At 64.7% G+C, this 24,292-nt stretch carries 21 protein-coding genes; 13 read left to right on the forward strand and 8 right to left on the reverse strand.

The features are described from left to right. Window positions 1-9: 9 nt before the first annotated feature. Window positions 10-1,134, reverse strand: a complete 1,125-nt coding sequence (locus KG104_RS02715) for a VIT1/CCC1 transporter family protein (RefSeq protein ID WP_207348529.1) — start codon at window positions 1,132-1,134, stop codon at window positions 10-12. Between the two features lie 378 nt (window positions 1,135-1,512). Here KG104_RS02715 and KG104_RS02720 point away from each other — a divergent pair, with 378 nt between their 5' ends. Beyond that, on the forward strand, window positions 1,513-3,267 hold the full coding sequence (locus KG104_RS02720; protein WP_237688649.1) for a long-chain-fatty-acid--CoA ligase: 1,755 nt from the start codon (window positions 1,513-1,515) through the stop codon (window positions 3,265-3,267). Between the two features lie 68 nt (window positions 3,268-3,335). Beyond that, the gene (locus KG104_RS02725; protein WP_104056143.1) at window positions 3,336-4,493 is read left to right on the forward strand and encodes an AI-2E family transporter; all 1,158 of its coding nucleotides are present in this window, start codon (window positions 3,336-3,338) and stop codon (window positions 4,491-4,493) included. A gap of 36 nt (window positions 4,494-4,529) precedes the next feature. On the opposite strand, the gene KG104_RS02730 is transcribed toward KG104_RS02725, so the two are convergent. Further along, on the reverse strand, window positions 4,530-6,044 hold the full coding sequence (locus KG104_RS02730; RefSeq protein ID WP_207348530.1) for a sodium:solute symporter family protein: 1,515 nt from the start codon (window positions 6,042-6,044) through the stop codon (window positions 4,530-4,532). A 221-nt stretch (window positions 6,045-6,265) separates the two neighbouring features. Here KG104_RS02730 and KG104_RS02735 point away from each other — a divergent pair, with 221 nt between their 5' ends. Beyond that, a complete protein-coding gene (locus KG104_RS02735; protein WP_104056147.1) occupies window positions 6,266-6,841 on the forward strand; it encodes a helix-turn-helix domain-containing protein in 576 nt (191 codons plus the stop codon). A gap of 10 nt (window positions 6,842-6,851) precedes the next feature. On the opposite strand, the gene KG104_RS02740 is transcribed toward KG104_RS02735, so the two are convergent. Beyond that, the gene (locus KG104_RS02740) at window positions 6,852-8,543 is read right to left on the reverse strand and encodes an FAD-dependent monooxygenase (RefSeq protein WP_104162145.1); all 1,692 of its coding nucleotides are present in this window, start codon (window positions 8,541-8,543) and stop codon (window positions 6,852-6,854) included. Between the two features lie 162 nt (window positions 8,544-8,705). Between KG104_RS02740 and speB the strand changes: the two genes are divergently transcribed. From speB to KG104_RS02760, 4 genes are all read left to right on the forward strand, one after another. Then, window positions 8,706-9,671, forward strand: coding sequence for an agmatinase (speB, locus tag KG104_RS02745; protein WP_207348531.1), 966 nt, complete (start codon window positions 8,706-8,708; stop codon window positions 9,669-9,671). Next, entirely contained in the window at window positions 9,672-11,429 is a 1,758-nt protein-coding gene (locus KG104_RS02750; protein ID WP_207348532.1) for a thiamine pyrophosphate-binding protein, read from the forward strand. A 184-nt stretch (window positions 11,430-11,613) separates the two neighbouring features. Beyond that, entirely contained in the window at window positions 11,614-12,111 is a 498-nt protein-coding gene (locus KG104_RS02755; protein WP_146068532.1) for a MarR family winged helix-turn-helix transcriptional regulator, read from the forward strand. Window positions 12,112-12,212: 101 nt separating this feature from the next. Further along, the gene (locus KG104_RS02760) at window positions 12,213-13,898 is read left to right on the forward strand and encodes an MDR family MFS transporter (RefSeq protein WP_207348570.1); all 1,686 of its coding nucleotides are present in this window, start codon (window positions 12,213-12,215) and stop codon (window positions 13,896-13,898) included. A gap of 195 nt (window positions 13,899-14,093) precedes the next feature. Here the strand turns inward: KG104_RS02760 and KG104_RS02765 are convergent, their stop codons facing one another. The 3 genes from KG104_RS02765 to KG104_RS02775 are packed head-to-tail and all read right to left on the reverse strand — an operon-like array spanning window position 14,094 to window position 17,328. Beyond that, the gene (locus tag KG104_RS02765; protein WP_237688650.1) at window positions 14,094-15,350 is read right to left on the reverse strand and encodes an FAD-dependent oxidoreductase; all 1,257 of its coding nucleotides are present in this window, start codon (window positions 15,348-15,350) and stop codon (window positions 14,094-14,096) included. Further along, window positions 15,305-16,078, reverse strand: coding sequence for a class I SAM-dependent methyltransferase (locus KG104_RS02770; protein ID WP_307859013.1), 774 nt, complete (start codon window positions 16,076-16,078; stop codon window positions 15,305-15,307). The genes KG104_RS02765 and KG104_RS02770 overlap by 46 nt, the downstream gene beginning before the upstream one ends. Further along, window positions 16,075-17,328, reverse strand: coding sequence for a type III polyketide synthase (locus KG104_RS02775; protein ID WP_207348534.1), 1,254 nt, complete (start codon window positions 17,326-17,328; stop codon window positions 16,075-16,077). The genes KG104_RS02770 and KG104_RS02775 overlap by 4 nt, the downstream gene beginning before the upstream one ends. Window positions 17,329-17,495: 167 nt before the next feature. Between KG104_RS02775 and KG104_RS02780 the strand changes: the two genes are divergently transcribed. Both KG104_RS02780 and mmsB read left to right on the forward strand, forming a co-directional pair. Next, a complete protein-coding gene (locus KG104_RS02780) occupies window positions 17,496-18,929 on the forward strand; it encodes an MFS transporter (RefSeq protein WP_104056159.1) in 1,434 nt (477 codons plus the stop codon). Between the two features lie 103 nt (window positions 18,930-19,032). Beyond that, a complete protein-coding gene (gene mmsB, locus KG104_RS02785) occupies window positions 19,033-19,971 on the forward strand; it encodes a 3-hydroxyisobutyrate dehydrogenase (RefSeq protein WP_207348535.1) in 939 nt (312 codons plus the stop codon). Here mmsB and KG104_RS02790 read toward each other — a convergent pair. Together KG104_RS02790 and KG104_RS02795 are read right to left on the reverse strand one after the other, a co-directional pair. Beyond that, on the reverse strand, window positions 19,968-20,738 hold the full coding sequence (locus KG104_RS02790) for a cytochrome c oxidase assembly protein (RefSeq protein ID WP_207348536.1): 771 nt from the start codon (window positions 20,736-20,738) through the stop codon (window positions 19,968-19,970). The genes mmsB and KG104_RS02790 overlap by 4 nt on opposite strands. A 2-nt stretch (window positions 20,739-20,740) precedes the next feature. After that, window positions 20,741-21,223: a DUF2243 domain-containing protein gene (locus KG104_RS02795; protein WP_104162151.1), complete on the reverse strand. Its 483-nt coding sequence runs from the start codon at window positions 21,221-21,223 to the stop codon at window positions 20,741-20,743. 93 nt (window positions 21,224-21,316) lie between these two features. Here KG104_RS02795 and KG104_RS02800 point away from each other — a divergent pair, with 93 nt between their 5' ends. From KG104_RS02800 to KG104_RS02815, 4 genes are all read left to right on the forward strand, one after another. Continuing rightward, complete coding sequence (locus KG104_RS02800; RefSeq protein WP_104056236.1) at window positions 21,317-21,613, forward strand: DUF503 domain-containing protein; 297 nt, start codon at window positions 21,317-21,319, stop codon at window positions 21,611-21,613. A gap of 134 nt (window positions 21,614-21,747) precedes the next feature. Continuing rightward, the gene (locus KG104_RS02805) at window positions 21,748-23,469 is read left to right on the forward strand and encodes a 3-ketosteroid-delta-1-dehydrogenase (protein WP_207348537.1); all 1,722 of its coding nucleotides are present in this window, start codon (window positions 21,748-21,750) and stop codon (window positions 23,467-23,469) included. Window positions 23,470-23,536: 67 nt separating this feature from the next. After that, a complete protein-coding gene (locus KG104_RS02810; RefSeq protein WP_207348538.1) occupies window positions 23,537-24,034 on the forward strand; it encodes a DUF2975 domain-containing protein in 498 nt (165 codons plus the stop codon). Continuing rightward, complete coding sequence (locus KG104_RS02815; protein WP_207348539.1) at window positions 24,034-24,291, forward strand: helix-turn-helix domain-containing protein; 258 nt, start codon at window positions 24,034-24,036, stop codon at window positions 24,289-24,291. The genes KG104_RS02810 and KG104_RS02815 overlap by 1 nt, the downstream gene beginning before the upstream one ends. Window position 24,292 lies beyond the last annotated feature (1 nt).

Here is a 24,292-nt window from a genome sequence, read left to right on the forward strand (position 1 = left end):
GGGGGAAGCCTAGGCCACGCCGGTGCCGAACAGCATGCCCAGCAGGTACGTGGCGCCGGCTGCTCCCAGGCCGATCGCCAGCTGGCGCAGTCCCCGCTTCAGGGGTGAGGCGCCGGACAGCAAACCCACCACGCCGCCCGTGATGAGCAGGGCCAGGCCTACGAGAACGCAGGACATGATGACGGCGGTCAGTCCGGTGAGCCCGAAAATGTAGGGCAGGACCGGGATGATGGCGCCGGAAGCGAAGAAACAGAAGCTGGAGGTTGCGGCTCCGATCCCGGTGCCCACCGTTTCATGCTCGTCCACACCCTCCACGGCAGCTTCGGGATTTAGCGAGAAGCTCGGGTCACAGTCGCAGCTGTACAGGCCCATGCGCTCGGCCGCACGGTGTTCTGCGGCTTCCGGAGACATGCCCCGCGCCCGGTAGACAAGCACCAGCTCATTGGCATCAATATCAAGGGATTTGGCGGCGGCCAGCGTGATCTGGGTGGGACGGGATGCTTCGAGGAGTTCGCGCTGGGAACGTACGGAGACGTATTCGCCCGCTCCCATGGAGAGCGCGCCGGCCAGGAGGCCGGCCAAGCCGCTGAAGAGGATGAAGCCGCTGGACACGCCGGTGGCGCCAATGCCCATCACGAGGGCGAGGTTGGACACCAGCCCGTCGTTGGCGCCGAACACGGCGGCCCGGAAGTTGCCGGAGAGCCGATTGCGGCCGCGGGTGGCCAGGCCCCGCACTACTTCCTCGTGGATTTGTTCGTCGGCGGCCATGGCGCTCGTGGCGTTGGGATCCTGAGCGTAGGGGGAGCGGCCTTCGGCCCGCTGGGCCAGCGCCAGGACAAACACCGATCCAAACCGCCGGGCCAGGAATCCGAGCAGACGGTTGCGCAGGGACGCGCGGGTTCTCCGGTTGGCCTCTTCACCCAGCAGCTCCCGCCAGTGGGCTTCGTGGCGGCCTTCTGCTTCGGCCAGGGCCAGCAGGATGTCGCGTTCTTCGCCGTCGCGGCGTTCGGCAAGGTAACGGTAAGTGTCGGCTTCCGCTCGTTCGTCGGCAAGGTACTGACGCCACCGTTTGAGGTCGGACGACGACGGCGGCCGGGGCTGGGGCGAGCGCTCGGCTTCGGGGTGGGTGTTCAACACTGCTCCTGGTACGGGGACCGGAGCGTTTGGGAGGCTCCGGTCAGCTGATGGCGAAACTGACCGAAGGTCTCGCTCGCCCGTGCGTTGAACACACCGGGTGGCATGCCGGGCCACATGGCGGCCAGTATGTCGACAGACCTCGGCTGCTCCGCGGATCCGGTGAACGCATCAACCAGCGGCAATTAATGACAGCTGACTGAGTTCATTACTATGGATTCTGCGGGAGGGCCGGAGCTACTCCCCTTCGACCTATCAGTGTAGCGGAGAACTAAAGTGCAACCCGAGGAAGACAGGATGCAGGCAACAGCAGACAATGGTGTCGGAATGGGCGGGCGTGGGACGGGAGCTCTCCGGCCAACGGCTAAAGTCGAGGACGTGACTACGCATACACCAACAGTCCCTGCCGAATACCCACGGCCCTGGACGCGCCACTACGGCGCCGGGGTTCCCACGAATCTGTCCCTTCCGGAAGGGTCCCTTGTGGACATGGTGGAGCAGTCAATTCGCAAATACGGGTCCAAAACCGCCCTGGAGTTCTTCGGAGCGACCACCAGTTATCAAGCCCTTGGCGAACAAATCCGCCAAGCAGCCTCCGGACTCAAGAAGCTGGGCGTAAAGCAGGGCGACCGCGTGGCGCTGGTGCTGCCGAACTGCCCGCAGCACATCGTGGCGTTCTACGCCATCCTGCGGCTGGGCGCCGTAGTGGTGGAGCACAACCCGCTGTACACGGACCGGGAACTGCGGCACCAGTTCGAGGACCACGGTGCCACGGTTGCTGTGGCGTGGGACAAGGCAGTGGATCGGCTGGAGGCGATGCCGACAGACATCCCGCTGCGCAGCATCGTGTCGGTGAACCTCATCGAGAGCATGCCGCTGAAAAACCGGCTGGCCCTTAAGCTTCCGGTTCCGGCGGCGCGCAAGGCCCGCGAGGCCCTGACCGTTTCCAGGACGCCCCGCAGCGGATCGCGGAACGTCGTCGCCTGGAAAAAGCTGCTGGACCACCGTCCGCTGCGGCGCCGGCATCCCCGGCCTGCGGCATCGGACCTCGCAGCAATTCAGTACACCAGCGGCACCACGGCCGCCCCCAAGGGTGCCATGCTCACCCACGCCAACCTGATGGCCAACGCCGCGCAGGGCAGGGCCTGGGTGCCCGGGCTGCGCCCGGGCAAGGAAACTTTCTACGCCGTCCTGCCCATGTTCCACGCCTACGGCCTGACGCTGTGCCTTACCTTCGCAATGAGCTTGGGCGCGAAGCTTGTCCTGTTCCCCAAATTCGATGTGGACCTGGTGCTGAACGCCGCAAAGAAGTCGCCGCCCACCTTCCTGCCCGCCGTTCCGCCGATTTATGACCGTATTGCCGCCGGGGCCAAGGAAAAGGGAGTTTCCCTGAAGGGCGTGCGCTTCGCGATTTCGGGCGCCATGAACCTTCCGCCTGCAACCGTCCAGGCCTGGGAGGAAGCCACCGGCGGCTACCTGATCGAGGGGTACGGGCTGACCGAAACGTCACCGGTTGCCATCGGCAACCCGATGGGACCCACCCGGAAGCCCGGAACGGTGGGGGTGCCGTTCCCCCTGACCGATATCCGTGTGGTGGATCCGGAAGACCCCACCGTGGACCGGCCGGCCGGACAGGAAGGCGAGCTGCTGATCCGCGGCCCCCAGGTTTTCCAGGGCTACTGGAACAAGCCGACGGAAACCCAGGCGGCCCTGCTGGACGGCGGTTGGTTCCGCACCGGTGACATCGTTTCCGTGGACGAGGATCACTTCGTCACGATCCGCGACCGGATCAAGGAACTGATCATTACCGGTGGCTTCAACGTTTCCCCGTCCGAGGTGGAGGAAGCGCTGAAGCGCCATGACAGCATTGCCGAAGCCGCCGTCGTCGGCATTGGCAGGCCCAGCGGCGGAGAGGACGTCGTAGCCGCCGTGGTCCTCAAGGAGGATGCACACTTTAAGCCCGAAGATCTCCGCGAGTATGTCCGTAAAGAGCTGGCAGCCTACAAGGTGCCGCGCCGGATCGTTCAGATTCCCGATCTGCCACGCTCGCTGATCGGCAAGGTGCTGCGCCGGCACGTCCGGGACAGCCTGACCGAGTCCGCTGCCTCGACCGACGGCACAACTGCACCGTAGCGGCAACACAGTAGAGGCAACACCCGAGTAATTCCTTCACCGGTTCCGCCAACAGGAAGACCAAGGATATGTCCACAACACCGTCCCCCCAGCACCGCGGGCCCGTGGGGGAACCACCTCAGCGGTACTGGAGCGGCTCCCTGGGCCACGCTGCCCAACGCGCCGCCCAGATCCTTCTGGTGCTCGTCCTCGCGGTGGTCGCCATCTATGGGCTGTTGCAGATCACCCTCGTGGTCATTCCCGTGCTGCTCGCCCTGATTCTGGCCGCAGCCATTGCCCCGTTCGTGAATTGGCTGCGCCGCAAGGGGTGGCCAAGCGCCCTCGCCACCGGGGTTTCCTTCCTGCTCCTGCTCATCGTGTTCGGCGGACTCATCACCGGCATCGTTTTTGCCATCCGCAGCGAGTGGAGCTCGCTGGTGGACCAGGCCGTGGACGGGTTCAACAAGCTGTATGAATTCATTCAGGACAGCCCCATCCCGCATGACACCGCCGCAATTGAAAACGCCCGTGACGCCGCGATCAGCTTTGCCACCAGCTCGGCTGTGGGTAACGGCGCCCTGGCCGGCATTGGTGCGGCCACAAACTTCATCACGGGGTTCATCCTGCTGGCCGTGGTGCTGTTCTACTTCCTGAAGGACGGGGACAAGATCTGGGCATTTGTCCTGCGCTGGTTCCACGGGGACCGGCTGCAGAAGGCGCGCCTGTCCGGTACCCGGGCCATGGAGGTTCTGGGCGGGTACGTCCGGGGCACGGCCATTGTGGCCGCCGTGGACTCGATCTGCATCGGCGCGGCTCTGTTCATCCTGCAGGTGCCGCTGGCACTGCCGCTGTCCGTGATTGTTTTTGTCGGCTCCTTCATTCCTCTGGTGGGAGCCACGGCGGCGGGCGTGCTGGCGGCCCTGATCGCCCTGGTGGCCAACGGGCCCCTCGTGGCACTGATCGTGGTGATCGTGATTATTGCCGTGAACCAGCTGGAGGGAAACTTCCTGCAGCCGGTAGTGATGGGCCGAACCCTGAGCATTCACGCCCTGGTGATTCTGCTGGCGCTGACGGCCGGCACAATTCTGGCCGGAATTGTTGGCGCCATCCTCTCCGTTCCCATCGCTGCGGTTTCCTGGGCGATTATCAAAGTTTGGATCGGAGAGGACGACGGCGATCCGGAGGAAGTCCCCGAACTCCCCGAGCCGGAGGAAGCGGAATCCGCCGGCGCGGCTGCCCAGGACTGATTTTCGGCCTGGGCGAGCCGTGCAGGGGGCGGCGCCTCAGGCTACCGGTGCGGTCTCGGCGTCGGTGTCCGTCCAGCGGCCGGCTACCCGGTCCTCCCAGGCCCGCATCACGACGTCGTCGGTGCGGGGCGTGAGCAGCGAACCGGCAATGTAGGCGACGGCCGAGGCCAGCAGCCCGAAGTAGATGGGTTCGTTGGCGTAGATTCCGTCGTACTGCTGTTCCGCAGTGATTTCCAGGAAGGCCATGGTTCCCAGCGTGACCACGGTGCCGGCGGCCATGGACAGCGCCGCGCCGAATCCGGTGCCCCGCTTCCACGTGAGGCCGCCGAGGATGCTCACGAGGAGGCCGCCGACCAGGATGTCATAGGAAATGGTCAGGGCAGCCACCACGTCCTGGACCGCGATGGCCAGGCCGATGGCCACAAGGCCCAGGCCCAACACCCAGGCCCGGTTCTGAGCCACCAAATGCTCGGGGTTTCCTTCTGCCTCAGCGGGTGCAGCGGTGCCGCGTCCGCGGACCCAACCGGTGACAAAGGGAACGACGTCGGTACGGGCCACGGTAGCGGCGGCAATAAGTGCGCCGGAGGCTGTGGACATCATGGCAGCGACGGCCGCCGCGAGGACCAGGCCGCCCAGTCCCACCGGAAGGATGTTGATGGCAACATCGGCGTAGACGTCGTCCTTGGAAGCCACGGCGGGCAGGACCACGCTGGCGGCCATGCCGATCACTGCTCCGGCCACCCCGTACAGGATGCAGTAGATGCCTGCAGCGGTGCCGCCCCACTGCGCGATCAGCGGGGTGCGGGCGGTGAAGACCCGCTGCCAGATGTCCTGTCCAATCAGCAAACCAAGGGTATAAACCACAAAATACGTAATGATGCTCTGGGCGCCGATGCCGGTGAGGCTGAAGAACTCGGCTCCCACGCGCTCCCGGATGCCGTCCAGGCCGCCTGCCGCATTGAGGGTGAAGGGCAGCATCAGGGCAAAGACGCCCACGGTCTTGATGATGAACTGGACCATGTCGGCCAGGGTGATGGACCACATTCCGCCGATGGTGGAGTAGACCAGCACAACTGCGCCGCCCACGGCGATGGCTGCCCACCGCTCCCAGCCGAAGAGGACCACGAAGATGGTCGCATAGGCCCCCGTCGACGTTGCACACAGCATGAGGGTGTACGCGAGCATCACGATGGAGGAGACCTGCGTGGACCGGACTCCGTAGCGCAGGGTGAGCATCTGCGAGACGGTGTAGATTTTCAGCTTTTGCAGAGTGGAGGCAAAAAGCAGGCTCAGGAGCAGCACCCCGGCACCGATCGCCACCACCAGCCACATCCCCGAGATCCCGTAGGTGTAGCCCAAGCCCACTCCGCCCACAGTGGAGGCTCCGCCCAGGACCACGGCGGCCATGGTGCCGGTGTAGAAAACCGGGCCCAGACGGCGGCCGGCAACCAGATAGTCGCTGACATTCTTGGTCCGGGACTTTCCCCACCAGCCGAAGGCCAGCATGCCAGCGAGGTAGGCCACCACGATGACGGTATTCAGGTGTTCCATGAAATTCCTGCCGTTGCGCCAGACTTGGTAGCAAAATGCCCCCAAGTAAACTTATGTTGTCCCGTAGGCTAATTCAGCGCGGTGCCGCCGTCAATGATTCCGGCAGTTGTTACTTGGTGCCGCGCAGGGCGGGACTGGGCGCTGGGCCGCAGTCGATATGCTCGGAAGAGGGAACCGGCGGCTTTTCCGCAGGTAAGAAGAATGAGAGGACATTTTCCGTCATGAAGGCCTTGCCAGTAGAGCCCTCCAATGCCCCGGTGGCCATCGGGCCGAGGATCCGCCTGGCACGGCAGGCCCGCCGGATGACCATCGAGCAGGTGGCCGGTGCCACGGGTCTCACGAAGGGGTTCCTCAGCAGGGTGGAACGGGACCTGACATCGCCGTCGGTGGCTTCCCTGCTCACGCTGTGCCAGGTGCTGTCGATCTCCATCGGAGACCTGTTCACTGCACCGGCAACGGAGCTGACGCGCTGGCGCGATGCACCGTCAGTGCATTTGGGCGGCACGGGGATCACGGAGCGGTTGGTGACGCCGCGTGCCGAACGCCGAATCCAGGTCATCCGCGCAGTCATTGAGCCCAGGGGCTCCGGGGAGACGGAGCTCTACTCCGTGGATTGCGACGTGGAAGTACTCCACGTTGCCCGCGGGCGCTTTGTGCTGGAGTTTGCCGGAGAAACCATGGAACTCTCCGAAGGGGACACCGTAACCTTTCCCGGCCAGGAACCGCACTCATGGCGCAATCCTGCGGATGAAGAGGCCGTGGTGCTGTGGACGCTGGTTAGTCCGTCGGCGAGCTGACCCGGACGGGCTAGACTGCGGCGGCCAGATTGCCCGCGGCCGGAGTTGTCAGCCGGTCCAGGTACTGGACTGCGCCGGTGACGTCTGTCCCCTGGGAACGGAATCCGATGTGTCCGTCCGGACGCACCACCAGGATCTCCGGACGCCGGACGCTGAGTCCGAGGCGTTCAAAGGCCAGTCCGCTCACGTCCTGGATTTCCGAGGGATCCGCCGCTGCCAGCCGGCTGCCCACATTCAGGCGCTGGACGCTGAGCCACGGGGAGAGTCGCCCAAGGGCGTCATGGATTCGCAGCTGGGTGTCCGCCGGCCACCCCGGACCGCACAGGAGGATGTGGAAGCCCGGCGTTGCGAGGATTTCATGCAGGCGCCGCTCGCGTCCGTGTTCCAGGACCACCGCGTCCGGCAACCGGTCTCCGGCCTTTGGTCCGGCGGTCAGGAATGCCGGAAGGCGGCTGTCTCCGGTGTCCACCATGTCGCTGCCGCGGTACTGGGTATCCAGCTGGGAAGCCGTACGGAACAACCGTGAACGCAGCGATTTAGACCCGGAAGCCTTGGGGGCAAGGGTCGGCAGGAGTTTGGTGCGGGGCAGCTTCAGGAGGCCGTTCTTGGACGAGGCCAGGCGGAAGATGCGGTCGGTGAACTGCAGTATGTCTTTGTCCGCGGGACGCCGCTCCGCGTCATAGCTGTCCACCAGCTCTTCGGAAGCAAGACCGCGTGCGCCCAGCGACAGTTTCCAGCCAAGATTCAAGGCGTCCTGAATGCCGGCGTTCATGCCCTGTGCGGCAACGGGGGAGTGGAGGTGGGCGGCATCCCCGGCCAGGAAGACGGATCCGTTCTGGAAATATTCGGCCATCCGGTGGGAGAGTTTGAAATCGCTGATCCACTGGGGATCCCGCAGGGTCAGTGCCCCGCCGGAGAACTTGTCCGCAGTCTTCTGCAGGGACTCCAGCGTTGCCTGCGCCGGGTCGCCGTCCTCCTTGATGGCGATCAGACGCCACGTTGCGGGGCGGCCCAGCGGGAACAGGAACATAAAGCCGTCCTCATTGAGGTAGGCGTGCATGTGGCCCGGTTCCGCACCGTCAACTTCGAGGTCGGCCAGCACATAGGTGCCGGGATAGCCGCTGCCGCGCCAGTCCATGCCTGCCTTGGAGCGAACCGTGCTGTGCGCGCCGTCCGCACCAACAATGTAGCGGGCCCGGATGCGTTCGATGCCCCGGTCCATGCGCTGGATCTTGGCTTCCACTCCGGCGAACGGATCTTCCGTGTCCAGGAATTCCAAATCCTGCAGTTCAACCCCGCGTTCCACCCGGATTCCGCGGCCGGACAGGTGCGCGGCCAGGGCGTGTTCGGTTTCCGCCTGGGAGAGGAACAGCAGGTGCTGGAATTCGGAATCCTCAATGCCTGCGTCGGACAGGTCAACGGGGACGGTCTGATCGGGCAGGTGGAGGAGGAGTCCGCGCGCGGAATGGCCCGCTGCCGTTAGTGCTGAGCTGATCCCGAAAGGCCGAAGGGCTTCCAGGGTCCGCGGCTGCAGCGCCAGCGCACGCGACTGCTCTGAGCGTGTGAGGCTGCGGTCAATGATGCGGAAACTCGTCCCGAAGCTCTCCAATTGGGCCGCCAGGGCCAGCCCCGTTGGGCCGGCGCCCACGATCAGGACATCGACGTCGTAGGTACTGTCCGCACTGTGCTGTTGAGCCGCCATAGGAACAGCCTAGTCTTGACGGCGGCCCACGTTCCACTTTAGCCTCATGGGAAACACTTGATGCCTAACAGGCAACGCATTCCAGACCGCCGGAAGTCGGTGTGCCGGGTGCGTAGCCCAGGGCAGGCCGGATTCCGGCCGGCCCGGATTTGGAGAAACAGCATGCAGAACCCGCCGCGCATTACCGCCAACGGCAACCTCGGACCTGTTGATGCGGCGCTGGTGCCGCGTTATGCCGGACCTGCCACCTATGCCCGCCTGCCCAGGCTGGACCAGGTGCAGCACGCTGATGTTGCCGTGGTGGGAGTGCCTTTTGACACCGGTGTCTCTTTCCGTCCGGGCGCCCGCTTTGGGGCCAACCATGTCCGTGAGGCGTCCAGGCTCCTGCGTCCGTACAACCCGGCGCAGGATGCCTCGCCGTTCGAGAACCTGCAGGTGGCGGACGCAGGTGACATGGCAGTCAACCCGTTCAACATCAATGAAGCAATCGAGTCAATCCAGGCAAACGCGCTGGATCTGACCGCGGGCGGGTCCAAGCTCCTCACCCTGGGCGGAGACCATACGATTGCCCTTCCGCTGCTGCGTGCAGCTACCGAGCGTGCAGGCCAGCCCGTGGCGCTGCTGCACTTCGATGCCCACCTGGATACCTGGGACAGTTACTTTGGTGCTGAATACACGCACGGTACTCCGTTCCGCAGGGCGGTGGAGGAGGGAATCCTCGATACCGAAGCTATTTCACACGTGGGTACCCGTGGACCGCTGTACGGCAAGCGGGACCTGGAGGATGACCGCCGCTTTGGTTTCGGCATCGTGACGTCCTCCGATGTTTTCCGTCAGGGCGTGGATGAAGTGGTTGCCAAGCTGCGGGACCGGATCGGAAACCGTCCGCTGTACATCTCGGTGGACATTGACGTCCTGGACCCTGCCCACGCCCCCGGAACCGGCACCCCTGAAGCCGGTGGCATGACCAGCCGCGAGCTGCTGGAAATCCTGCGGGGCCTGCGCGGCATGAACCTGGTGGGCGCCGACATCGTTGAGGTTGCTCCCGCGTATGACCACGCCGACATCACCGCGGTGGCCGCCTCCCATGTGGCCTATGACCTGATCACCCTCATGGGACTTTCGTAAATGAGCGGGACGGGCCAGAGCGGAGCGCCCGGCACAACGCGCCACGTTCGCGATGAGGAAATCCCGAACACTTTGCTGTCCGAGGAAGCCGTGCTGCCCGGCGGCGCCCCGCCGGTGCGCAACGGCGGAGACCTGGTGGTGGAAACCCTTGCCGCGCTCGGTGCCACCACCGTCTTCGGTATCCCCGGACAGCATGCGCTGGGCCTGTTCGACGCCCTGTCCCGTTCCAGCCTCCGCTTTGTGTCCTCGCGGGTGGAGAACAACTCCGCTTTTGCCGCCGACGGGTTCTCGCGTGCCACCGGCCAGGTGGGAGTTGTCTTCCTGTCCACCGGTCCCGGAGCCCTGACAGCGCTCGCCGGGCTGCAGGAGGCCTATGCCACCGGCGTGCCCATGGTGGTGGTGGCCAGCCAGATTCCCATCGAGGGACTGGGCGCCCGGCGCCGCGGCATGCTCCATCAGCTTGATGACCAGAAGGCTTCGGCGGCCAACGTCACCAAGAGCCAGCGCCTCATCCAGCACGCTTCGGGCATTCCCTCGGCCATCCAGGATGCGTGGACGGAGGCCATCTCCTCGCCCATGGGGCCGGTATGGCTCGAGATACCCCAGAACGTCCTGCTGAACCCCGTGATGGTCCCCGCAGTCGAAGATGCGCTGGCAGAGCCCTTTGATAATCCGCCGCGGACCGAGCTGGTGAAGGAAGCGGTGCGGTGGCTTGCCGCTGCGGAACGTCCGGCGATTATTGCCGGTGGCGGAACCCGCCGCGGCAAAGCGGAAGCTGATCTGCTGGCGCTGGCGGAGAAACTGCGCGCGCCGGTGATCTGCACCCCCGGCGGCAACGGAGCGTTCCCCTGGAACCATGAGCTGTCGCTCCAATCCTGGATCGAGGACCGCCACACCACCGATGTCCTCGAAGACGCCGATGTCCTGGTCGTCGTCGGCTCGTCGCTGGGCGAGGTCACGTCCAACTACTTCACGCTGCAGCCGCGCGGCCGGATTATCCAGATCGATGCCGAGCCCCGGGTGCTGGAATCCAACCGGCCGGCCCTCGGCATCCGCGCCGATGCCGGGCAGGCCCTCGCGGCACTGGATGAGGCGCTCGGTTCCGTGCTCGCCGATTCTCCGCGGAAGGAGCCGGACTGGAACGGACAGACCCCGGAGCAGCTGGTAGCCCGGACATTGGCACAGGTGGCTGACCGTCTGGACAGCCAGGATCTGGACATGGAACGGAAGTTCATGGCTGACATCCGGGCAGCCGTTCCCGCCTCCATGCAGACCTATTGGGACATGACCATTGCCGCGTACTGGGCGTGGAGCTGCTGGGACGCCAAATCCGGCCAGTTCCATTCCGCCCAGGGTGCCGGCGGCCTGGGTTACGGGTATCCCGGAGCCATCGGCGGCGCCGTCGGACTGGGGGAGCGGGTCCTGGCAGTCTCCGGCGACGGATCGGCCATGTATTCCATCGCAGAACTCGCCACTGCCCGGCAGCACAACCTGCCCGTCACCTGGCTGATTGTCGACGACGGCGGCTACGGCATCCTGCGCGAATACATGGTTGAGGCGTTCGGCAAGGCCACCGCCACCGAACTTGCCGGTCCTGACTTTGTGAAGCTGGCCGAGTCCTTCGGTGTTCCGGCGCGGAGAACGGCGCCCGACGGCGTACAGGCGGCACTGGAAGAAGCGTTTGCCGGCGAGGGGCCCAACGTGGTGGTGGTTGAAGCGACCATCGGACTTTTCGCTCCGACTCATCTGGCGGACTGACGGACTGACGTCGAACGGGTTGCCCTTCACCTGTGGTTGAAGGGCAGCCCTGCTTCGCCTGCTCGGAGATCATTCTGCGTGGTTCACGGCCGCAGTTGACCCGGTTCATTTAGTTCGTTGACTCAGGCAATCAATAGTCGTATCGTTGCCTGAGGCAAACAACAATGTTCCAGACAGGTGTTCCGTGGCAGTAAACCAGCGATCAGCTGAAGAATTAATCACGCTCATATTCCGGCTCCAGCGCCAGCTCCGCTGCGTCGCGCAGAAAGGCGCCGATCCCCGGAGCCCGGGCACTGCCCTGCAGGGCGTCATGCGAATAATTGGCGACCACGGAGAGATCCGTGCCACCGAGCTGGCAGAAAAGCTCGGCATCGGAACCGCCGGGCTCAGCCGGCATCTCTCCGAACTTGTCACCATGGGGTACGTCTGCCGCCGTCCGCACCCTGATGACGGCCGGGCCTACCTCATCAGCCTGACTCCGGCTGGAACCCAAGCGGTCTCAGACGAGATGCACCGCCGGGCAGCACTGCTTCAGGACATGCTCGAGCACTGGACCGATGAAGAAGCCCTCTCGGCCAGTGAATCCCTGACCAAGCTCACGGAGAGCCTGCAAACAGCCATCCGCGCAATGAAGCCGGGTACCATCCAACCGCCCATCCCGGCAGGAGAAAAAACTAAGTGACAGAGTCGCAAAGAACCACTACCGCAGAAAGTACCAAGTCCGCGCCGGCCAAAGTCCGCAGGAACGGCAAGCCTGCACGCCAGGACCACGTTCCGGGCGAGATGAGCCACCGGCAGATCCTGCAGGCCCTGACCGGCCTGCTGGCCGCACTGTTCACCGCCATGCTGAGCACCACTATCGTGGCCAACGCGCTGCCGACCATCATGGCCGATCTGCACGGAACCCAGACGGACTTCGCCTGGGTGGTCACAGCGGCGCTGCTGGCCAACGCCGTCTCCACCCCTATCTGGGGCAAGCTGGCGGACCTGTTCAGCAAGAAGCTGCTGGTCCAGCTAAGCATCATTGTCTTCGTGATTGGCTCGGTCATTGCGGGGCTGGCGGACAACATGACCGTCCTGCTCTCTGCCCGTGTGGTCCAGGGCCTGGGCATGGGCGGCCTGACCGCCCTGACGCAGGCCGTCATCGGCTCCATCATTCCGCCGCGCGAACGCGGCCGGTACTCCGGCTATATGGGCGCGGTGATGGCTGTGGCCACTGCCGGCGGTCCCTTGCTGGGCGGGTTTATCGTGGACAGCCCGCTGGGCTGGCGGTGGACCTTCTTCCTCTGCGTGCCGCTGGCCGTAGTGGCACTGTTCCTGCTTCAGGTCACGCTTCGCCTGCCGCACACCCGCCGCAAGGTCAGCATTGACTGGCTCGGGTCGATCCTGCTGACCGCCGGAGTTTCGCTGCTGCTGATCTGGGTGTCGTTCGCCGGAAAGGCCGGCTACTACGAATGGATGTCCTGGCAGACCGCAGCCATGGTTGGCGGCGCCGTCGTGCTCCTGGCCCTGCTGGTCCTGGTGGAATCCAAGGTCCGCGAGCCCATCATCCCGCTGAAGATCATCCGCGAGCGCACCACGGCGCTGTCCATTGTTGCCTCTGTGACCGTGGGTATCGCGATGTTTGGTTCCACCACCTTCCTGGGCCAGTACTTCCAGATCGCCCGCGGGTTCAGCCCCACGGAAGCCGGGCTGCTGATGCTGCCAATGATTGCGGGCAACCTGGCCGGTTCCGTGGGATCCGGTCAGCTGATCAGCCGCTTTGGCAAGTGGAAGCGGTTCCTGATTGCCGGCACGATCATGGTCATCGCCGGTGCGGGCCTGGCCGGAACCATGGATCACGAAACCGACATGCTTCTGGTTAGCCTGTACATTTTTGTCCTCGGCCTGGGCATGGGGCTGCTGATGCAGAACCTGGTTCTGGCTGTGCAGAACACGGTCCGGGTCTCCGAGGTAGGTTCGGCCAGCGCATCGATCGCGTTCTTCCGCACCGTCGGCGGCGCCGTGGGCGTCTCCGTTCTGGGCGCCGTGATGTCCAGCTCCGTGAGCAGCCGGGCTGCTGACGGCCTGCGTGCCGCCAACATTCCCGTGTCCGACGGCGGTGCCGGCGACTCGCTCGACATCGGCGGCATGCCGCCGGCCATTCAGGGTATTTTCCGCGCCGCTTACGGTGACGCCACGGCCACGATTTTCCAGATTGCCGCCGTGATTTCAGTGGTGGCCCTGATCGCAGTGCTCCTGATCAAGGAGCAGGTGCTGCGACGCACGCTGGACATCACTCCCGCGCCCATGCCGCAGGCTAATCCCGATCTGACCGGAAGCTCGGAAACCCTCAGCGCGGCAGCTGGCACCGGCACAGCGCCCGACGGCGGCACAGCATCCGATACCGGCACAGCGCCGGGCGGCGACGCGGCAACGCGCCCACGCTCAACAGCTGGAGCCGCCCGGGGCGGGACCGGAACACACTGATCCAGTCCGGCTGCAGGGCGCCTTTATATAAGGCACCTATCGTATATAAGGCACCTATCGAAAGAGGCACCTATCGAAACAGGCCCTATCTAAAGAGGCCCTATCAAGCACCTATATAAACAAGCACCGACCCGACCCCGTTCAGGGGCCGGGCCGGTGCCTTTCTGCTAAGCGCAGGCGCCAGGGACGACCGGGTTACTGCATCGTGAACCGGCGGGCCACAAGATTGCCTGCCGCGGGGGAGCGCAGAACCCGGGCCAGGCCGGCGTTCCGGGCGGCCAGCAGTGCAGGGGCCAGCGGACGGCCGAGAGCCATGTTCAGCTGAGCCTGCGCCGAAGCTACCCGGGCAGCCCGGAGTCGCTGCCTCTCGTAGACCGCCAAAGACGCTCCGACGTCCCGCCCGTCCAGTGAGGCGGTGATGATGGGAGCGAGCGCCGCCGCATCCAGCCAGCCGAGGTTCATGCCCTGGCCGCCAATCGGACTGACCTCGTGGGCCGCATCGCCAATAAGAACCGTGCGCCCGCGCACCAGATTCCGGACCAGGCCGGTGCGCACCGCAAAGGCACTGAGCATGGTGTTGGAAGCCGGATCCGGGCTGACGCCGGTGCGCTCTCCAACCATGGCGGCCAAGTCCGCCGCGGTAGCCGTGCCCAGCAGCTGATCGGTATGGGCCACCCAGCGGCGGATTCCGCCCGGAAGGGGGAAGGACTCCACGATGCCGCCGGACTCCAGATACAGCACGGCGGTGCTTCCGTCTCCCGTGCTGTCAATGAAGTCGCCCATCAGGTAGGTGTCCCGCAGCGCGCGGGTCCGGCAGGGGGTTCCCAGCAATTGCCGAACGCCGGACCGCGCGCCGTCAGCCGCCACGACAATCTGTGCGGACATTCCAATGTCCCCTGATTCGCCTGACTCTTCGGATCGGTCGGAAGCACCGGTCCTGACGCCGCTGATCCGGACCCGGCCGCCGTCGTCGTGCAGTTCCGTGACCCTTACTCCGCGCACCAGGGCGCCAGGATCCAGCTCCTTCAGCCGCGCTTCCAAAAGTGCTTCGGTGCGCAGCTGCGGCAAAGTCAGAACGTAGGGGAACCGCTCGGACGCGGCCGCGAAATCCAGGGCGGCCACATGCCGTCCGCTGCTGCGGGCTTCGCCGCGCCGGATCTGCACGCCTTCACCGGTGACCCTCTCGGCAACTCCGGCACCGGCCAGGGCCTCGAGCGACGGGGGATGGATGCCGATGGCCCGCGAATGCGCCGAACGTTCGCGCCGCTGTTCCAAAACCTGCACGCTGGCACCGGCCTGGGCCAGCAGCACCGCCAGGAAAACGCCAACGGGTCCGCCGCCCACCACAGCCACATCAGTTTCCGTCCGGGGAACGGCGACGGCGGCGGGACGCTGCGCCTGCGCCGTCACGGTTTCGTCCCGGGCGGAGAATGCATCAGCAGGTTTTGCCACGGCCGGTGCTGCACGCAGTTCCATCCGGGCGGAGCGGCGGCAGCCAGTTCGTCCGCTGTGTAGCTGCGGCGGATGGAGGTCAGTCCGTCCCGGCGGATAAAGCTGCCCGGGAAGAACGGCAGGGTACCGGCGGAGAAAAGGGCGTAACCCCAGCGGCTGCGTTCAATGTCGCTGTGCAGGCTGAGCCTGCTGCCCAGCTGCTCCGAGTCTGCCAGCAGGGACCGGAACTGCTCATCGGTGAGGTGATGCAGGACGTGGTTGGAGATGACGACGTCGTACGTCCTGCCTTCTTCGACCAGCTCGGAACTGAATGCCTGCCGGAAAGCCAGACCGGGTATGGGTGTCTGCGACGACGCAAAAGCATGTGCCCGCTCATCCGGATCGATTCCTGTGATCTCCAGCTGCAGGCCGTCGCGGCGGGCCCAGCGTGCCAGCATCCGGGGGACATCGCCGCCCCCGGAGCCAATATCCAACAGTGTGTTCACCCGGTCTGCGTCGAAGTTGGGACGGAGGTAGGTGACATAGTTGCGCCGCCAGCCGGAGACCACGGTGTTGATCAACCAAAACTGTTCGTAGGTCCGCCGCAGTTTCGCCGGATCGCAGTCGGAGCGGTCCATTTCTTCCACGGCATCCGTGTTCCGCTCGGTGAGGGACCGCAGGTGCGGCGGGGTGAGCCGCCGGACCAACGGTCCCTGCGCCAGGGCACCCGTGGAGATTTCGGTCCTCACACGCCTGCCGGAGCGGGAACGGCCGGGTTTGCCGGGTCCTGTTCCGCAGCGGTTCCTTCGGCCACAGTTCCTTCAGCCGCAGTTCCTTCAGCCGCACCGTCCGTCGCGGCAGGGGTTACCGGACCGCCAACCCGGGTGAACAGACCGGTTTCCACAGTCAGCCCGGGGCCGAAGGCCATGGAGCAGATGCGCTCATTTCCGCCGCGGAAGGGCTGGTCCATGATGTGCTTGAGCACAAACATCACCGTTGCACTGGACATGTTGCCCCAGTTCCGCAGTGTTTCGCGGGCCGGAACCAGCTGCTCTTCGGTGAGGTCGAGTTTGGCCTCCACCTTGTCCAGGATGCTGCGGCCGCCCGGATGGATGGCCCAATGTTCAATGTCACGGTAGGCCTGCCCGGCAAGGCCCGGGTCGTGGGCCAGCAACGGTTCGAGTGCGCCCACAATGTGGTCGTCAATGATGTGCGGGACATAGGTTCCCAGAACCATTTCAAAGCCCTCGTCGCCGATGTTCCAGGCCATGGATTCCTCACCCACCGGGGTGAGGATGGTTTCGAAATGGTCCAGCTGAATACCCGGAGCATTGCCCGGCAGGTCCCGGGCCGTAATGACGGCTGCGGCTGCCCCGTCGGCAAAAAGGGAGGATCCCATGATGGTGTCCGGATCATTGGAGGTGCGCACATGCAAAGAGCACAGCTCCGCGCTGACCACCAGCACCACGGCGTCTGGATCCGCATCACAGAATGACTTTGCTGCCCGCATCGCAGGAAAAGCGGCGTAACAGCCCATGAAGCCAAGATGGAAGCGCTGCACTGACGGGTTCAGGCCAAGCGCCCGGACTACTTTGTAATCAGGTCCGGGATTGAAAAATCCGGTGCAGGAAACCGTAATGACATGGGTGATGTCTTCCGGGGCGATTCCCTCGCAGGCATCGACGGCCTTGCGGGCGGATTCAATGAAAAGTTTGGTGGCCTCGGCCGCGAAAATATCGTTCCGGGTTTTGGTGCTGGGACTGAGCATATTGCCGGATTCGGCATCAAAGAATTTGGCATTTTCAGTCCGGTAGGACAGCGAAAGCTCAGCCAGGGCAGTGCGTCGGGTATCGATGGCGGCAGAGTTGAAACAGGTGGTCACCAGCCTTTGTCCCAGCCTGGTAAGGCCGGGTTGGGCGGCGAAGACATCACGTGCTTCGGTTTGTACCAGCACGGTGGGCGGGACAGCAATTTCCAGTGATCTTAGGGTAACCGTCATAGTCCATTCTTAGGGGAATGTTGCGCAGGACACAATGCCGGGGTCCGCAGCTGGCCTTTGGCGGGGATTGAGTGTGGGGCGATATGCGGCCATACTCAATGCATCATCGGCCGCCTGCCATCGGGCCCGGTGGGAAATGTCAACGGAGACATCGTCAGGAGCACCCCATGAGCACTGAAATTCCCCGGCAGGATGAGGCCGGGCAGGGCAGTTCCCCCAAGAATGCCGGCAAAGAGCCCGCGCCGGAGGGATTGAAGAAGGTTGTTGCAGCGTCCATGGCCGGCACCGTGGTGGAGTGGTACGAGTTCTTCCTTTATGCGGCCGCCTCGACGCTCGTTTTCGCAAGACTCTTTTTCCCTAATGCTGAAACGGAACTCGACGGCATCATCGCCGCGTTCGTTACCTACGCCGTCGGCTTCGTTGCCCGCCCAATCGGCGGTATTGTCTTTGGGCACTTCGGGGACAAATTCGGGCGCAAGAAGCTGCTGCAGCTGAGCATTATTCTGGTGGGCACCTCGACCTTCCTGATGGGCTGTCTGCCCGGCTTTGACCAAATAGGCTACTGGGCGCCGGCCATGCTGGTGATCCTGCGCTTTATCCAGGGCTTCGCGGTCGGCGGTGAATGGGGCGGCGCCGTCCTTCTGGTGGCGGAACACAGCCCCAACAAATCACGCGGATTCTGGTCCAGCTGGCCCCAGTCCGCGGTGCCCATGGGTAACCTGCTCGCCACCGGAGTGCTGTTCACACTGTCCGCCACACTCTCCGAGGACGCGTTCCTGGGCTGGGGCTGGCGTGTGGCCTTCTGGCTTTCGGCGGTCATCGTGCTGGTGGGCTACTACATCCGGACCAAAGTCAGTGACGCCCCCATCTTCCTGGAAGCGCAGAAGGAAGTTGAGGAGGAGGCCAAGGGATACGGCGTGGTCGAGGTCTTCAAGCGCTACCCGCGCGGTGTTTTCACCGCCATGGGACTGCGCTTCGCAGAGAACATCCTCTATTACCTGGTGGTGACATTCTCCATCACCTATTTGCGGCTGGTCGTGGAAGTGGACACATCACGGATTCTCCTCCTGCTGCTCGTGGCGCACTTCGTCCATTTCTGTGCCGTACCAATGGTCGGGCGGATGTCGGACCGGTTCGGCAGGCGGCCGGTCTACCTCGCCGGTGCCCTGCTGGGTGCCACCTGGGGATTCTTCGCGTTCCCGATGATGGATACGGCGGATGACCTGGTGATCCTGGCGGCCGTCACCATCGGTCTGCTGTTCCACGCGCTGATGTACGCGGGGCAGCCGGCCATCATGGCCGAGATGTTCCCGACCCGCATGCGCTATTCCGGTGTTTCACTGGGCTATCAGGTGACGTCGATCGTTGCGGGTTCGTTGGCCCCGATCATCGCCACGTCGCTGCTGGAGCGATACGACTCGTCCACGCCGGTGGCCGTCTATCTGCTGTGCGCCTGCGCCGTCACGGCCTTCTCCGTGCTGATGCTGCGGGAGACCAATGGCTTGTCCCTGCAGGACGTTGATGCCGCCGATGCTCAGGGAACAGCGGATCTGCTGGCGGCGTCCAAAACCAAAGACGCCAAGAACGGGCGCCGCAAGTAACCGTGCCAGGTGATCCGTGGTCTTGAACGCGCTGGATCCGGATGACATTCTGAATCCGCACCTGCACCCCGCAGGTGCCTGATAAGCAAAGGAGCTTACAACCATGGCTGCAGTGGGATGGATTGGACTGGGAAACATGGGCGGCTACATGTCGGCCAACTTGGTGGCGGCGGGGCACACCGTCCGCGGCTATGACCTGAACCCTGCAGCAGTGGCCGCAGCAGGAGAGCGCGGGGTGGAGACGGTGGACAGCATCGCCGATGCGGTGGCCGGCGCCGACGTCGTCTTCACCATGCTGCCCAAAGGAGAGCACTCCCGTTCCGTTTATCTGGGGGAGGACGGGGTGCTGGCCCATGCTGATACCGGCACCCTGCTGGTCGATTCCTCCACCATTGACGTTGAATCCGCTCAGGCACTGCACGACGCCGCCGCTGCCGCCGGCTTCCGCTTTGTCGACGCACCGGTCTCGGGCGGGATCAGCGGTGCCGAAGCCGGAACGCTGACGTTCATGGTGGGTGGTGAACCGGGCCCGGTGCAGGAAGCCGCTGCCTTTATCGAGCCCATGGCGGGAAATGTCATTCCCACCGGCGGAGCCACCACCGGCCAGGCTGCGAAGATTTGCAACAACCTGATGCTGTTCATCAATCTGGCGGCAACGTCCGAGGGAGCGGTCCTCGCCGATCGGCTCGGCTTGGACAAGCAGGTGTTCTGGGACATTGCCTCCGTGTCCTCGGGGGACAGCTGGGCCCTGCGCACCTGGTACCCCATGCCGGGCGTGGTGGCGTCGGCCGCATCCAACAATGACTTCGCCCCCACCTTCACAGCCGAGCTGGCCAACAAGGACATCAACCTGGCGATCGCCGCCGCGCGGGACACCGGCACTCCGTTGGAGATCGGCGAGCACGTCCAGCAGCTCTTCCAGCGTCTGGTGGACGCCGGGCACGCCGGAAAGGACTGTTCCATGATCGTGTCGCTGGTGGACGGCAGCCTGGCCGAGGGGGACGGAACAGGGGCGCAGGTCTCTTCCGCCGGCCGGAGCTAGATGCTGGCGGGACGCTGCTGCGGCCGGGTGGACAAATACCACTGGCGGCACAGCAGGAAAATGATCCCAATTTCCACCACGCCGCCGCCGTAGTAGAGGATCAGGGCTCCTGCCTGGCCGTCCGCCGGTGTAACTCCCGGCGGGGGATCGGCGTACAGCGTCTTCGCCAGGATGTTGTGGGCAGCCGCTGAGAGGATCAGCACAGCTGCGCGCAGCCGAAAACCGGCGCGGTGCGGCATCGGATCCCGGCTCACCAGTGATGCCGTGTACAGATACCCCGCGGCGGCCAGGTGGAAGGTGACCAGCCAGTGAATTGGAGCCGATTCCTGCATGGCCGTGAAGAGGCCGGTCCGGAACATGAGCACCATGCCTCCGACGTTCAGGACCGCTGCCGTCACGGGGAAGGTCAGGAAGCGCAGCGGCCGGCTGCGGAGCACGCGGGACAGCCGCCGTGCAGGCACAACATCCAGGCTGCGCAGCGCGAGTGAGACCGGACGGGAGAGCACCAGCAGCGCAGGTCCCAGCATTCCGGCCAGCAGATGGGTGATGCCCAGGACAGCGAAGCTTGCGTGGCTGCGGGTTGCCAGCGGATCCAGGACGGTGGCCAGGACAGCTGCGGCACCCGCGGTAAACAGAACGGCGCGGTACAACGGCCACGGCCTGGAGCGGGAGGAAAGGGCGCCGGCCCAGTAAGCGGTGACAGCGGCGGCGGCCGGAACCAGAATGAGTAGTTCGACCCCGAAGCTGCCGGGCTGGTGCTCATGCACCGTTACGCTCCGGCGCGGCTGCCGACGGGTTCTGCGTGCCGGCTCCGGTACAGCAGGACCGCTCCGGCGAGGATCATCACTGCCGCGCTCAGGTTCCAGAGCAGGTCATAGGGCAGCAGTGGGACGTTGTAACGGATTTGGTGCAGCTCCATTAGCTTGTGCTGGACGGTGCCGTCATACAGCTGGAACGCTCCCGTCCCCACCAGGACGGCTCCCGCCCACCGGGAGGGAAGCAGGATGGCCCGGCGGCGAAGATCGGCGAACAGGAACAACCCGGCCACCACGGCAAACCAGCCGAAGGCATGGAACAGGCCATCCGAGAAGAGGCCGGCGGCGGTGGTGGACTTATCGTAAAAGTGGTGCCACTGCAGCAGCTGGTGGAACACCACCTCGTCCACGAAGGCGGCAATGCCGATGCCGACCAACACTCCGGACAAGACATTGCGGCGGCGGGGTTGGACAGGAGCTCTGGTGGGGGTGCTCATCTAAGCGAAGATATCACCGGCAGACAGAGGGATGGACAGTTGGGCGTCCGCACTCACTGGCGTCCCGGGCTGGGCTGAACCACCATGGGTGTCATGTGGATGGGAATGATCGAATTCGACCTGCTGCTGGGCGATGTTCACTCGCTCAAGGGCAAACGCTCCGTGATTCGGCCGATTCTGGCTGAGGTGCGGCGCAAGTATGAGGTCTCCGCTGCCGAAACGGGCCAACTGGATCTGCATCGGCGGGCCGAACTCGGCATTGGGCTGGTGGCCGCGGACGCTGCCCATCTTACTGAGGTGCTCGACGCCGTTGAACGGCTGGTGGCGGCCCGTCCGGAAGTGGAACTGCTCAGTGCTCGACGCCGGGTGTTCCATTCCGAGGACTGGTAACCGGCCGCGCGACACGGCACCAGAGTTGAAACTGGGTTTCAGTTCATCTCCGGGTTAGGGTGCACACACAGCATGCTGCGAATAGTCGCGGTGCGTTCGTGAAAACCATCCACAGAATCTCGGGGAGACGGCACATGGCACTACCGGTACCAGCACGGAAGTTCACGGCACAGGACACCACGGTGGATCTGCTCATCATCGGCTCAGGAACCGGAATGGCTGCGGGCCTGGCGGCAGCCGAGCAGGGTTCGTCAGTGCTGATCGTGGAAAAGACAGCCACCGTGGGCGGGTCAACGGCACGGTCCGGCGGCGCGTTTTGGATTCCCAATAACCCGGTGCTCAACGCCGCCGGCGCAAAGGACACACCGGAGCGGGCCGCAGCCTACGTGGACGCCGTTGTAGGCGGAACCTCGTCCCGGGAGCGCTGGCAGGCTTTCCTGGACAACGGAGTCGCCACCGTGGAGATGCTGCAGCGGACCACGCCCATGAAATTCCTGTGGGACGAGGAGTATTCGGATTACCACCCGGAGGAACCGGGAGGCTCAGCGGCGGGGCGCAGCTGCGAATGCAGGCCGTTTGATGTCAATACCCTCGGCGAGGAGCGAGGCCGGCTCCGGGGCGGGACCATGGAGTCGTCCTTGCCGATGGCCATCACGGGCAAGGACTACCGCTGGCTCAACCTGATTTCCAAGGTGCCCGTCAAGGGCCTGAAGACCGCGGTAACGCGTGTGGTGCAGGGAGTCGGAGGCCGCGTGCTGAAGCGCGACTACGTTGCCGGTGGTCAGGCCCTCGCGGCCGGTTTGTACGCCGGGGTGCTCGGTGCCGGCATTCCCGTCTGGACGGACACGTCCCTGGTGCGGCTCATCACCGCAGACGGCAGGGTGACGGGGGCCGTGCTGCAGCAGGACGGGCGAGAGGTCACGGTGACCGCGCGGCAGGGTGTGGTCCTGGCTGCAGGCGGGTTTGACCATGACATGGCCATGCGGCACAAGCACCAGTCCGAATCACTGGAAGCCTGGAGTTTCGGCAGCGAGGGAAACACCGGAGATGCCATTAAAGCTGCCGCGGAAATTGGTGCCGGCACAGCGCTGATGGACCAGTCCTGGTGGTTCCCGGCCGTTGCGCCCCTGCCGGGACGGTCACCGTCGGTCATGCTGGCCGAGCGCTCCCTCCCCGGGTCCTTCATTGTGGACGGCAACGGAAACCGGTTCGTCAACGAAGCCCAGGACTACATGTCGTTTGGGCAGCGTGTCCTGGAGCGTGAACAGCAGGGAAACCCGGTGGGCACCATGTGGATGGTGTTCGACCAGGAGTACCGGAACAGCTACATCCTGGCCGGAAGCCTCTTTCCCCGGATGGCACTGCCGGAGAAGTGGTACAAGGAAGGAATTGCCGCTAAGGCGGACAGCCTGGCGGAACTGGCCCGGGAAATTGGAGTGCCGGAGGAGACCTTCGCGGCAACGGCTTCCCGCTTCAATGAACTGGCCGGTGCCGGCGTCGATGAGGACTTCCACCGGGGCTCCAGCGCCTACGACCGGTACTACGGCGATCCAACGGTGCGGCCCAACCCCAACCTGCGCCCCCTTTCCGGAAATGTGTACTACGCCGTCAAGATTGTCCTGAGTGACCTGGGTACCTGCGGCGGGCTCACGGCGGATGCGCGGGGCCGCGTTCTGGCCGAAGACGGCACAGCCATGGATGGCCTGTATGCCATCGGAAACACTGCAGCGAATGTCTTCGGCAAGAGCTACCCGGGCGCCGGGGCCACCATCGGCCAGGGCCTGGTCTACGGCTATATTGTGGCCCGGGATGCCGCGGAACGGCGGGGCGCGGGCGCTGAACCAGCCGCGGCCTGAACCCCTTGCTGCTTCTCTCGACTATCGATAGATTTGTCTTGAGAAACAGTCGAGGAAGGGAAGCGCCATGGGCAAGCTGACCATTCTGGCGTTGCGCGTTGTGCTGGCTGTGGTCCTTGCCGGCACCGTGTTTGTGCAGACAGTTATAGTGCCCCTGCTGGCAGCGGACCTGACGGAAGCGGGCCCGGGCGCAGACGCCGTCCGGGTCCCCGTCGTCGTTCTCATCGTCCTGGGCCTTGTCTGCGTGCAGATCACCCTGGTCTGCGTCTGGTGCCTGCTGACGATGGTGCGGAGGGGAACGGTGTTTTCTCCGGCGGCCTTCCGTTACGTCGATGTCGTGATCGGTGCCGTAAGCGCGGGTGCCCTGCTGACGTTCGGTCTGGGAGCGGTCCTCGCTCCGGGAGAAGGCGTTGCCCCCGGTGTCGTCCTGCTCATAGGAGGAACGGGCGTGGCCGTCGCCGGGGTTGCGCTGATCGTCCTGGTGCTGCGGATGCTGCTGGCCCGGGCCGTCGCCACCGATGTTGAGGCAACTGCGCTGCGCAGCGAACTCGGCGAGGTGATTTGATGCCCGTCATCGTGGACATTGATGTCATGCTGGCCAAACGGAAAATGCCGGTGGGAGTCCTGGCCGAACGCATCGGCATCACTCCCGCCAACCTCGCCGTCCTCAAGAACGGCCGGGCAAAAGCAGTGCGCTTCACCACGCTCGCCGCGCTGTGTGAAGTGCTTGATTGTCAGCCCGGCGACTTGCTCCGATGGGAACCCGAAGAAGAACATTCGGCGGCTGACTTGGCCGTTCAACGGCCCCTGACACGAGAATAGT

The sequence above is a fragment of the Arthrobacter sunyaminii genome (assembly GCF_018866305.1).
GTDB lineage: Bacteria > Actinomycetota > Actinomycetes > Actinomycetales > Micrococcaceae > Arthrobacter_B > Arthrobacter_B sunyaminii.

Bases quoted from the DNA above. Each gene is read 5' to 3' on its own strand.
- KG104_RS02740 (WP_104162145.1), bottom strand. From the start codon at position 8,543: ATGGCGGCTCAACAGCACAGTGCGGACAGTACCTACGACGTCGATGTC.
- KG104_RS02775 (WP_207348534.1), bottom strand. From the start codon at position 17,328: ATGACGGTTACCCTAAGATCACTGGAAATTGCTGTCCCGCCCACCGTG.
- KG104_RS02815 (WP_207348539.1), top strand. From the start codon at position 24,034: ATGCCCGTCATCGTGGACATTGATGTCATGCTGGCCAAACGGAAAATG.
- KG104_RS02735 (WP_104056147.1), top strand. From the start codon at position 6,266: ATGAAGGCCTTGCCAGTAGAGCCCTCCAATGCCCCGGTGGCCATCGGG.
- KG104_RS02795 (WP_104162151.1), bottom strand. From the start codon at position 21,223: ATGAGCACCCCCACCAGAGCTCCTGTCCAACCCCGCCGCCGCAATGTC.
- KG104_RS02725 (WP_104056143.1), top strand. From the start codon at position 3,336: ATGTCCACAACACCGTCCCCCCAGCACCGCGGGCCCGTGGGGGAACCA.
- KG104_RS02750 (WP_207348532.1), top strand. From the start codon at position 9,672: ATGAGCGGGACGGGCCAGAGCGGAGCGCCCGGCACAACGCGCCACGTT.
- KG104_RS02800 (WP_104056236.1), top strand. From the start codon at position 21,317: ATGTGGATGGGAATGATCGAATTCGACCTGCTGCTGGGCGATGTTCAC.
- KG104_RS02810 (WP_207348538.1), top strand. From the start codon at position 23,537: ATGGGCAAGCTGACCATTCTGGCGTTGCGCGTTGTGCTGGCTGTGGTC.
- KG104_RS02760 (WP_207348570.1), top strand. From the start codon at position 12,213: ATGAGCCACCGGCAGATCCTGCAGGCCCTGACCGGCCTGCTGGCCGCA.
- KG104_RS02730 (WP_207348530.1), bottom strand. From the start codon at position 6,044: ATGGAACACCTGAATACCGTCATCGTGGTGGCCTACCTCGCTGGCATG.
- KG104_RS02805 (WP_207348537.1), top strand. From the start codon at position 21,748: ATGGCACTACCGGTACCAGCACGGAAGTTCACGGCACAGGACACCACG.
- mmsB (WP_207348535.1), top strand. From the start codon at position 19,033: ATGGCTGCAGTGGGATGGATTGGACTGGGAAACATGGGCGGCTACATG.
- KG104_RS02780 (WP_104056159.1), top strand. From the start codon at position 17,496: ATGAGCACTGAAATTCCCCGGCAGGATGAGGCCGGGCAGGGCAGTTCC.
- speB (WP_207348531.1), top strand. From the start codon at position 8,706: ATGCAGAACCCGCCGCGCATTACCGCCAACGGCAACCTCGGACCTGTT.